Genomic DNA, 10,930 nt, shown 5'->3' with positions numbered 1-10,930 from the left:
AAGCTTCATCTGCTTTGTACCGGTGAAACGCACTCGAGTCTTCTTTGGAATACACCGCAACGGTTCGAATATGTAATTCGGTGCATGCCCGGAAAATACGGATTGCTATTTCTCCACGGTTTGCTACCAATACTTTTTTTATATTGCCTATGCCATTCATACAATTCCTCCTTGGTATAATTACTCTCCACTCAGTCAAACTCCAGTTCAATGGATTTTATTTATCTTTATTTTGTTGACTGACAATTCTAAATATAATTTATCATAACACGTCTGAAGAATCTGTCAAAAAAATAGATTGTAAAATATTCGTAATATAAAACATATAAGGCAATACCGTGCTTTTTTCAGACTTTTTAAAAAATCTCTCGATCATGTTAAGTTATGCGCCCTATTCTTTCTTTTTCCCATAAAATTACTATGTTTTTATAAGAGCAGCATATGTGAAAATAAAAAAACCAAGCTACTCCTCAGAATAGCCTGGTCTTTTTTATTTCCCAACGGTAGCTTCATGAAATGCTGCCAATTTCCGTTCCAGCTCGGAGAGGATATGTTTTCCTGTTTCCTCGTCAATTAAATTCAAACGGATGGCAAAGTCAATCTCTCGGGAAAGCCCAAACATTTGTGTATCCAAGACCTCTTCATAAAGAGGACATTGGGGCATGGTGAGATTATCCATTTGTACTTCGATTAATTTCCGGATCTTTTCTGCGTCGGCTTTAAGCAGAGCGTATGCTTTCTCGCTATGTTCAGTCATCGCCTTTACGCTCAAGGTGATCCCTCCTACTCGTTAACTCCCTGACCCTATCTTATCCGCTTTGTTAAAAAAATGCAAGATAACACTTATTTTTTTGATCATTTTTTACGTAAAAATACTCCATTTATATTTTTGCGATAGAGTTTCTAACAATTTTAGACCAGCTGCACTGTTTCCTTTTTTATCAAGAGGAGGGCTGATAATACCAATTCCCGTTCCGTCCGGCAAAGCTCCCAGCATCGCGCCTGAAACGCCGCTTTTCGCCGGGACTCCTGCCCTGATTGCAAATTCACCAGATGCATTATACATCCCGCACGTGACCATAAAGGTTTTTACGATTCTTGCTATTCGAGGGGGAATGATATTTCTTCCGCTGTTTGGGTCCCGGCCTTTTTTACCTATAATGCTTCCAATCCGGGCCAGGTCCTTGCAGTTCATCTGAATAGAGCACTGCTTAATATATACGTCGAGAAGGGATTCCATATCACCATCAATTACTTGATGACTTTTCATAAAATAACTTAATGCTCTGTTTAAATCCGCATTTTCTTTTTCTGACCTTGCAGTTTTTTCACATATGGATATTGCAGGGTTACCCGTCAATTCATGAATAAATGTTAACAGCCTTCCAATCTTTTCTTCTCCTGACTTTCCTGCTATCAAACTTGTTACAGCAATTGCCCCTGCATTAATCATGGGGTTGAGCGGCTTGGAAGGTTTTTCTTCTTCCAAAGCATGAATCGTATGAAAAGGATCACCCGTTGGTTCCATCCCTACTTTCGAAAATACCACTTCCTCTCCTTGGTCCATTAAAGAAAGTGCTAAACTTATTACTTTGGAAACACTTTGAAGGGTAAAAAGATAATCTGCATCACCAGCAGCTGTCATACTATCTTCGTTACAAATAGCACACCCAAAAAGATCCGGGTCCATTTTATTCAGTTCTGGAATATATTCTGGCATACTGCCTTTTTTCGCATATGGCTGTATGGATTTCATTAATGCGTCTAGTTCTTTTTCTTCAATAAAAAGGCTATTCATTGGTTACCACCTTTATTGTTAGAATGTCTGTCTTTGTTCAGGTAACTAAACCGGACCCAAAGACGTGCTTGCTTTTATTGCATATTGTAAACGAGTTCCATTATTCTCATACCGTCTCAAAATTATGTTAGGATAAAATGGACGTGAAAATATGGAGGAGGAAAGAAAAGTGGACTTTATCGTTATGATTCATGGAAACGTTCAACATACGATTACTATTGATCCGACCGTCTGGATATTTGATGACCGCAAAATTGATCTCACCTCGTGGTCGGGAGAAAAAAATAGAAAAGAAGAAGAAATGGAGCAGTATAAAAAAGATATTTCAAAGCAATGGGATAAAGAAATTACCGAAGGAGCACAAATGCCAAAACGCAATCAGACCAATCAAGTTCGAAATAAAAAAGAAGAATTGATTAAGGGCACATTCGGCATCCCTTTTGAATCCTTCTTAAAAAATGCGGAACCTCCAGAAAACGCAGCGAAAGTGGTAGTAGAAACCTATGGAGAAAACGAAACGGGACATATTGCCAGCCTTGATGAAGCATATCAGTTTGTTATTGGCTTTTCCGAAAATGGTAAGCCGCTGAAAGAAACAGGACCGGTGCATGTTTATTATGGAGACGGCAGCAATAAAGAAAACCCTATCACTCATGTGAAAGGTTTCAGGATCGTATGAAATTCACTTTACATAATAAGGGAGACAGCGGCTTCTTTGCCTCCCGTCTTCGCTAAAAAACTATGATCCCCCACCAATCATTAGGCTATCAAACACCTGCCTCTGTTTATAGCCGGTAATCTTGTCCATCCTTTTTCTAGGGTCCTTACACGAGAGAACCTGTCCCGTGAAGGGCGAAAGGAACAGGATGGAACAAGGAAAAAATGTGAGGGTGATAGTTCATTGCTTTTCCCTTTAGGTAGCCTCTCTTCCTAAAACTAAAACCCCACCTTAATAATTTAAAATTTGTGTCTTGACGATGAGGTCCGCCTCACGCAAAAGCTCATTAAAAAGAGCCATTCCCTAACTAGCTTTTGGGAAGGCTCCTTTTTTGTTTATAAAAGATCTGCGGCAAGCTGTGCTAAACCTGATCTTTCCCCTTTTTCAAGCTTGACATGACCGCTCATCGATTGGTCTTTAAACATCTCTACAACATAAGCCAAACCATTGCTTAATTCATCGAGGTAAGGATGATCAATTTGAGCCGGGTCTCCCATGAATACAATTTTACTGCCTTCTCCAACCCTTGTTAAAATGGTTTTCACTTCATGTTTGGTTAAATTTTGAGCTTCGTCAATGATGATAAATTGGTCCGGGATACTTCTTCCTCGAATATACGTTAATGCTTCTACTTGAATAGATCCCATTCCAGCTAATATTTGATCAAGCTCGCCTGGTTTTTTGGTGTTAAACAAATACTCCAGATTATCAAATACCGGCTGCATCCATGGGCGGAGCTTTTCTTCCTTTTCACCAGGCAAATAGCCGATATCTTTTCCCATCGGTACGACCGGGCGGGCCACGAGCAATTTATTATATTTACCCATGTCTTCTGTTTGCAATAAACCAGCCGCAAGAGAGAGAAGTGTTTTACCAGTACCAGCTTTACCCGTCAAGGTGACAAGCGGGATATCTTCTCTTAACAAAAGCTCAAGTGCCATTTTTTGTTCTACGTTTCGTGGTTTAATTCCCCACACGTGCTCAGGCTCTTTTGCAAAGGGCTTGACCAACTTTCCTGTTTCATCAGCTTTTGCCACCGCTGAAGCAGGTGTGCCCAATGCATCTTTTAAAACAACAAATTGGTGAGGATACAGTCTCTCTTTTCCCAGCATGCTGACAGGTAAGGACTGCTTTTCATAAAATTCATTAAGGATTTCTTTTGAGACCTCATGGTATAGTTTTCCTTTGTATATATTGTCGTATTGTGTGACGCGGTCGCTAAGAAAATCCTCAGCTATCATGCCGAGCGCGTCGGCTTTCACCCGTACTAAAGCATCCTTACTGACAATTATGACTTTTTTTGTCGGGTCAGTCGCCTGCAGTTCGGATTGCAAATTCATCGCAACGGCTAAAATCCGGTTGTCATTAGTAACTTCTATAAAGGTTTCTTTTAAATATTGAAGAGAACGGTGATTCAGCTCTACTCTTACGGTACCTCCGCTTTCTAATAGAATGCCTTCATGAAGTTTTCCCTGGTCACGAAGCTGATCTAACATTCTAGAAAATTGCCTGGCATTCTTTCCAATTTCATCCATATATCTTTTTTTAGAATCAATTTCTTCTAAAACAACTGCTGGAATAACCACCTCATTGTCTTCAAATTGAAACATGGCACGGGGGTCTTGCAAGAACACATTTGTATCTATCACATATACTTTTTTCAATGAATTTCCTCCCCACTGGATAATAAACCTCTTTTCCCTTTTTTAGGGGACTCAAAAAGAGTTACTTTCGGAGGATGCTAAGAATAGCGCAAAGGTCCTTCGCGTTCCTGCCAATTTAATGTCCAAAAAAGACATTGGGTGTCTTTTATGGTTTGAAGTGTTTAGGCCGGTACGACTGGACATAGGAGCTAAACATCAGTGCAGCATTTCTTACATACCTTTTTAAAATTGTACTTATTCTTTCTTATGCTTTAACTTGGACAAAATTGACGGCAAAAACCATATAGAAGAAATAAATCTTTATATTATTTTATTCTTTTAACTTTCTCTTTAAACCGTTTTAAAAAAACAAAAGGACCTGCCCGGTTAAAAGCCGGTTTAAGCCCTTTTCATTTCCTTCATTACTTGATTATCTAATTTCGCAGCAGCTTCTACATCATACGTTTTTTCATAATTAGGCTGAGAAATCATTTTTGCTCCATAAAACATAACATCCCGCACTTCATGAACAGAACATTCCACCAACGCTAATTTAATAGGAATATTTTCCATTTTTTCTTCTAATATAGTACCTTTTCCTGAAATAGCATACGTAGTCCCATTAGCGATAAATGAAATAACTAAATTATCATTATTTCTTAAGTTTTCTACGATTTTCGAACGGTTATCAACTGAAAAACGAACCGTTTGTTCGTCCGGGGCATAAACCCAGGAGATGGCGTTTACATTCGGAGCTTTTGATTCATGATCCACCGTAGCAATCGATACATACGTTTCTTGACGCAATAAAGTTAATAACTCTTCTGTTAGATAGGTTTCAACCCTATTAGCCATGTCCTGACCTCCTGTCTTATCCAGGTTTACACACTGAAAACCAAAATGGAGAAATCCCCATTTTACTTAACATATTACGACAGACAACCGGATAATTCCTTTTTTCCTCCACTAATTTATTCTTTCTTAATATTAGCGGGTTAATTATATATTTCCTATGTATGGCCATGTTATAATAAATCATGTCTTTATGGAAAGTTTTCTGTTCGCTGTATTGGAGTGTGAGTTAAAATGAAAGTAAAATGTGTACTATGTGACACTATTAATGACCTTGACGATAAAAACCCTCTTGCGAAAAAGCTTCGCAACCGTCCTATTCATACGTATATGTGTGAGGAATGTGAGAAACGAATCGAAAAGCGGACAAAGGAAAGATGGGAAAACGGATTCGAGCCTTACCGCGATCCGAAAAAAAATGATGACTGGTAATACAGGGGCTGTTTCAAAAAGGTAGTATGCAGCAATGGAATAGGAATCAATTGCTGATATTTGAAATGAAAAATCTTAGTTTTGAGGAACCCCTCCCTGAGATTGATTGATCTATCAGTATGTAGTCACGGACATGAGATACGTTATTTTAATGAATTACTTGATAAACGGGGTTCATGTGGACATTGATTCCGTTACTTGCTTTAAATGACGATAAAATTTCAGCGATTTGGCTTGTAATAAGGGATCATATGTCCTTGGAACGTTCCGAAGATCCTATTTTATTCGATATAGCGGAACGAATGTCCGTATAACAAAACAAGCATACACACCGTTTCGTGAAATTAGCACAATAAACTCTGAATATTTCTCATTGGCAGCGAATAGAGCATTGCTTTGTCCGCTGCCATTTTTGTCATCATGCTATCCTCTTTTTTTATTTAAAAAGCGAAGCTGCATTTCTTTTAAATAAAATATCCAGCGTTGCCTGGGACACGCCTTTTTCTTGTAAAGCCGGCACAATGTGCTCAAACAAGTGATCAGGCCGCCAATTCTGCAGCAGTTCCTTCAATGCTTCTGGAATGACAGGCGGACGACCCCACCACACATTTACAGTATCATGAGATAAAAATAGTTTTTCTTCATACCCTAATCCGAGCAGCCCATGTAGCACAGCTAACCTTTCCTCATCCCGAGGTGCACCAACCGCTCCCTGAAGACCAAAACGGTCCATTGCAATATAAACACCTTGTTCTAGAGTATTGAGGTGTTCCTTAATATTAGTGGCGCCGCACATATGGCCTATCACTATGCGGGAAGGATCTGCCCCTTTTTCAATGAGCAGCTTGACTTGTTCTGGTCCCATTGTCCCTTCCTGAGTTTGAGTTAAAAGAACTATCCCTGTCTCTTTCTGTGCTCTTGCCCCAGCCTGAAAAAACATTCTCTCATAATCAGTTATTTCGCCTTTGCTTGATGCCAATTTTATAATCCCTGGTTTAATTTCAGTGCCTTCAATGCCATTGGTGATTTCTTCGATAAACATTTCATATATTTCTTCTTCAGCACTTCCGAGGGATTGGCGAAATTTAAAGTAAGGAGTAGCTCCCTCTCCTTCATAATAAAATCCTGTGGCACAAATGATATTTAATCCTGTTTTTTCTGCTACGGCTTTTAATAAGTTTATATCTCTGCCGCATTCATTAGGTGTGGGATCAACGACTGTCTCAACACCTTTCGTCTGCATTAATTCAGCAGCAGCCACTCCTTGTTTAACTTTTTCATCAAAGTCATACTTTCCTAAAGTCCTGTCCCCTTCCAAATCCAGGATAGCCGAAGAAAAATGCTCATGAATCAAGGTCTTCCCTAATTCCTCTGCGTCTACTGGACCTAAAACGGTTTCTATCTGTCCCATTGTCAGCCCTCTTTATTTTTGAAATTCTTTATCCTGCAAGCTTCTCCATAATATCTTTCCGCTCGCTGTTTTAGGAAGCTCATCAATAAATTCCACAATGGCCGGACATTTGTAAGCTGCCATCCTTTCTTTTGCCCATGCTTTAATCTCTTCGGCAAGTTCTTCTTTATTGGTGACGTTTTTCTGCGGTACAACATAAGCTTTTACTGTTTCTCCACTGCGGGGATGAGGTGTTCCAACAATACAAGCCTGTTCGACAGCTGAATGGCTGTAGAGCTTAGCCTCAACTTCGGCAGGCCAGACTTTGTATCCGGATACGTTAATCATCCTCTTTTTCCGGTCAACCATGAAGAAATATCCTTCTTCATCTTGATAACCAATATCTCCTGTACGGAAAAAACGTTTACCGTCTGCTTCAAAAAATACTTTTAGGTTTTCTTCCGGTCTGTTCCAATACCCTTCGAACACTTGCGGACCGTGTACCGCAATCTCTCCTTCTGCTCCAACTGGGACCTCTTCTTCAGTGTCCTGGTTAATTATTTTGACAGATACGTCAAAAGAAGGAATGCCTAAACACTGTAGTTTTGGACGATCAGGCGGATTAAAATGAGTCTGTGAAATGGTCTCGCTCAGCCCATACCCTTCACAATACGTAATCCCGGTCAGATGTTCTAATTTTTCTCCTATGGCTTTTGGAAGCGGTGCTCCTCCGCCGCCAACAACCTGGAGTGAAGATAAATCTTTTTCTTCAATATCCGGTTTAGAAAGAAAATCAACGACCATCGTGCTGATATTCGTCCAATTGGTACATTTATAATGCTCTATTAATTTAACAGCTGTGTCTCGGTCCCAGCGTGTCATCACTACCATGCTCGATCCGGTGTAAATAGGAGCATTCATGCTGTGCTGCATGCCGGTCACATGAAACAACGGCAGCGACATTAAATGAACGGCGTCGGATGTCATACTCATCCAGGCTGCAGTGCCAATAATATTTGCTTGAATGGTACGGTGTGTATGCATACAACCTTTGGGATTACCTGTCGTTCCGGATGTATATGGAAGACATGCCAGTTCATCCACATCAACTGGGATCGTTTCAAAGGCGCCGCTCGCTTGCTTGATGGCTTCCCAGCTGATTATCCCTTCTTTCATATTAAGTCGAGAAGACGTCAGCTCTACTTCTTTAGGAACCTGAAATGCAGGCTGATTTTCCTTGATAAAATCCCCGTAAGAGGCGACTAATGCATTTTTAAGCACTTTTTCCCTTAACAGAGGAATCACATTAGAAAGAAGTTCCTGTCCGGCAATGACATAACGTGCTTCACAATCCTTTCGGTAAAACGAGATCTCTGCGGTTTTATTCATCGGGTTTACCGGCACGACTACTGCTCCTGCCATTAAAATAGCGTAATAGCTTATTATAAAAGAGGGAGAATTTTGCATATACAATAAAATGCGTTCTCCTTTTTTTACGTCCAATTCTTTTTGTAAAAACGCTGCGGTTTCTGATACTTGTTCAAGTAGTTCTTGATAAGTGTAAGTGGTTCCGTAGTAGTGTACTGCTACTTTATCTGGATATTTTTCAACTGTCATCCGCAAGTTATCATGTACACTAATAGACGGAATTGTAAGTGTATGCGGCAATCTTTTTGGCCAAAATTGTTTATATGCTTCCATAACCAATCTCCTCTCTTTATGATTTTTCTTCCTGCAGCGCTCGGCGAAGCAGTTTTCCAGTACTCGTAGTAGGTAAAAAAGAGCGAAATTCAATTTTTGCCGGTACCTTGTAGGCAGCCATATTTTCTTTCGCCCATTTTTTTATATCATTTTCGTTAAACTTCTCTTCTTTTCCAGGCTTTAAAACGATAAATGCTTTCACCGATTCTCCACGTTTTTCATCCGGAATACCAATAACTGCTGACTGAGATACAGCAGGATGCTTTTTTAATAACGTTTCAACGTCTTCTGGGAAAACGCTGTAGCCGGAACATTTAATCATTTCTTTTAAACGTCCTTCAAAAAATAAATACCCTTCTTCATCGATATAACCTACGTCTCCCGTATAGACCCATCCGTCTTTTAAGGTGTCAGCGGTTGCTTGTAGTCGGTTCCAGTAGCCTTTAAACACGCCTGGATTTTTCACTGTTATTTCACCGTGTTCTCCTGTTGGCAGCGACTCTCCTGATTCAAACCCTCTAATGACAATTTCGGTATCTGTAATCGGTTTACCGACCGAACCAAATTTCACGTTTTCTTTTGGCATGTACGTATCGACGGTATGCGTTTCACTGAGCCCATAGGCGGCTTCGAATAAATCGCTGTTCGGTGCAAAGTCTTTCCAGCGGGAAGCAAGGTCTTCCGTGACAAGCATACCAAAACTAGTACACATATTGACTCGAAGAGAAGACAACCTTGGAGTCGTTTCATCTGTTAAAGCCAAAATTGCTTCATTCATCGGGGCTATGCTGTACCAGACTGTTACTTGATATTTTTGAAGCGCTTTCAAAACTTCTTTCGGATCAAATCGGGCAAATAACACACAAGGCGAACCAGTAAAAACAGGTATGTTCACCCCCATTACCATACCTGCAATATGACACAGCGGCATAACTGCAAGCCATCTTTCTTCCTCTTGAACCTCGTTTACATGAACGGAGGCGGCGGTCTTGAAAAGAGCATTTTTAAACGTCAGCATTGCAGCTTTCGGCTTGCCTGTAGTACCTGAGGTAAAAGCCATTAAAGCAACATCTTCATCGAGATCGATTTCAGCCGGCTTTATAGGAGGTAATTCCATTTTTTTCACATCCGCCCACGCTGTTTCTCCTTCTCTCTTTTCAAGTGGTTGGACCGAAAGCTCATCTGGAAGCCTGAACTCAGATTGTTCCGGTAAAAATTCAACATAATGAGCAACGAGCGTCCAATCTAACTGTGAAGAGAGAGCGCGTACAACTGGAAGAAGTTCTTCTGTGCAGCAAATGGCTCTTATTCCTGCTTCTTCGATAAGATAGTTTAATTCTTTTTCTTTGTACATTGGATTTAATGGACATACAATGGCACCAAGATACTGCACAGCGTAGTGCGAAATAATATACTGCGGACAATTTTGCATAAACAGGCCGATGCGGTCGCCTTTTTTTATGTTTTTCTTTTGAAAAAACCGAGCGGTTGTCTGCACACCTTCCCATAATTCCTGCCAGCTCACTTTATATCCGTAATATATATAAGCTGTTTTGGTTGGGTTACGTTTTGTATGAATTTTTAAATAATGATGCAATGGCTTTTGACCAAACGGATAGAATACAGTTTTGTTTTTCAAATCTGGGTGACTTTGATCAAATGATGAAGGCATAAGGTTACCCCCTTTTTCATTATAAGGACATGGGCCAGTCTGCCAGACGTCTTTCACTTTTTGGAGGGCCACCTGCATGTGCTATTTTTATAAATCGATATAAAAATGATCTTGTCTGGCTCGGTTCTATGATTTCATCTATTAAAAATTTGCCTGCAGCTTTTTAAGGAGAACTGTCAAACGCCCAGTTTTCCAGAAAGGCCGCTCTCTCAGAAGCAGGGTCTTCTGAACCTTGAAGCTGTCTTCCATTAACAACATTAATGCCGACTTCCGGTCCGATAAAATTAATCTCAGCAGCAGGCCAGGCTGCTACAACATCAGCTCCCATTCCGGGACCGCACATATTTCCGTAAGCTGCTCCAATGCTTTTTCGAATCACAATGGATAATTTAGGTACGGTTGATTTTGCAAGTGCCTGATTCCAATTCATAATTTTTCCTGGCATTTTCTGTTTTTCAGCTTGACTGCTTATTCTAAATCCTGGTGTATCATGTAAGAAAATGATCGGAATATGGTACGAATCACATAGACACATAAATTCAGTAGTTTTATCACATTCCTGCGGTCCTGCCGCACCAGACATATGTTTTGGCTGGCTGGCAACAACACCTGCCGTAAACCCTCCAATCCTTACTATGCCTGTTATAATGGCTCTTCCGTAAAAAGGTCTGAATTCAAAAAGAGACCCTTTATCAAATATAGCTTCTATTACTTTTTTCATGTC

11 protein-coding genes are annotated in these 10,930 nt (G+C 40.2%); 2 read left to right on the top strand and 9 right to left on the bottom strand.

Features of this window, described 5'->3' with window-relative positions; all coding sequences use genetic code 11:
* The 3 genes from ACE1TI_RS13100 to glsA all read right to left on the bottom strand — a co-directional run.
* Window positions 1-160, bottom strand: a 160-nt coding sequence (locus ACE1TI_RS13100; protein WP_375008040.1) for a biotin carboxylase N-terminal domain-containing protein, incomplete at its 3' end; no start/stop codon positions are given.
* Between the two features lie 330 nt (window positions 161-490).
* Window positions 491-757 carry an Fpa/YlaN family protein gene (locus ACE1TI_RS13095; protein WP_375008039.1) on the bottom strand — a complete coding sequence of 89 codons (267 nt, stop codon included), beginning with the start codon at window positions 755-757 and terminating at the stop codon, window positions 491-493.
* Between the two features lie 105 nt (window positions 758-862).
* A complete protein-coding gene (gene glsA / locus ACE1TI_RS13090) occupies window positions 863-1,798 on the bottom strand; it encodes a glutaminase A (RefSeq protein WP_375008033.1) in 936 nt (311 codons plus the stop codon).
* 169 nt (window positions 1,799-1,967) lie between these two features.
* Between glsA and ACE1TI_RS13085 the strand changes: the two genes are divergently transcribed.
* Complete coding sequence (locus ACE1TI_RS13085; protein ID WP_375008032.1) at window positions 1,968-2,477, top strand: peptidyl-prolyl cis-trans isomerase; 510 nt, start codon at window positions 1,968-1,970, stop codon at window positions 2,475-2,477.
* 374 nt (window positions 2,478-2,851) lie between these two features.
* On the opposite strand, the gene ACE1TI_RS13080 is transcribed toward ACE1TI_RS13085, so the two are convergent.
* Together ACE1TI_RS13080 and ACE1TI_RS13075 are read right to left on the bottom strand one after the other, a co-directional pair.
* Window positions 2,852-4,180, bottom strand: a complete 1,329-nt coding sequence (locus tag ACE1TI_RS13080; RefSeq protein ID WP_375008031.1) for a PhoH family protein — start codon at window positions 4,178-4,180, stop codon at window positions 2,852-2,854.
* Between the two features lie 378 nt (window positions 4,181-4,558).
* A complete protein-coding gene (locus tag ACE1TI_RS13075) occupies window positions 4,559-5,014 on the bottom strand; it encodes a pyridoxamine 5'-phosphate oxidase family protein (RefSeq protein WP_375008030.1) in 456 nt (151 codons plus the stop codon).
* Window positions 5,015-5,245: 231 nt separating this feature from the next.
* On the opposite strand from ACE1TI_RS13075, the gene ACE1TI_RS13070 reads away from it, so the two are divergent.
* Entirely contained in the window at window positions 5,246-5,443 is a 198-nt protein-coding gene (locus ACE1TI_RS13070) for a YlaI family protein (protein ID WP_375008029.1), read from the top strand.
* A gap of 436 nt (window positions 5,444-5,879) precedes the next feature.
* Here ACE1TI_RS13070 and ACE1TI_RS13065 read toward each other — a convergent pair whose 3' ends face one another.
* The 4 genes from ACE1TI_RS13065 to ACE1TI_RS13050 form a co-directional block, all read right to left on the bottom strand.
* Window positions 5,880-6,854 carry a phosphotriesterase family protein gene (locus ACE1TI_RS13065; protein WP_375008028.1) on the bottom strand — a complete coding sequence of 325 codons (975 nt, stop codon included), beginning with the start codon at window positions 6,852-6,854 and terminating at the stop codon, window positions 5,880-5,882.
* Window positions 6,855-6,866: 12 nt separating this feature from the next.
* Window positions 6,867-8,534, bottom strand: a complete 1,668-nt coding sequence (locus ACE1TI_RS13060; RefSeq protein WP_375008027.1) for a long-chain-fatty-acid--CoA ligase — start codon at window positions 8,532-8,534, stop codon at window positions 6,867-6,869.
* 16 nt (window positions 8,535-8,550) lie between these two features.
* Entirely contained in the window at window positions 8,551-10,206 is a 1,656-nt protein-coding gene (locus ACE1TI_RS13055) for an AMP-binding protein (RefSeq protein ID WP_375008026.1), read from the bottom strand.
* Window positions 10,207-10,369: 163 nt separating this feature from the next.
* A complete protein-coding gene (locus ACE1TI_RS13050) occupies window positions 10,370-10,927 on the bottom strand; it encodes a carboxyl transferase domain-containing protein (protein WP_375008025.1) in 558 nt (185 codons plus the stop codon).
* Between the last annotated feature and the right edge of the window lie 3 nt (window positions 10,928-10,930).

It is taken from the genome of Alteribacillus sp. JSM 102045, from assembly GCF_041949975.1.
GTDB lineage: Bacteria > Bacillota > Bacilli > Bacillales > Marinococcaceae > Alteribacillus.
The sequence above is the reverse complement of the archived record's forward strand: the minus strand, read 5'-3'. Positions and strand labels throughout refer to the sequence as shown.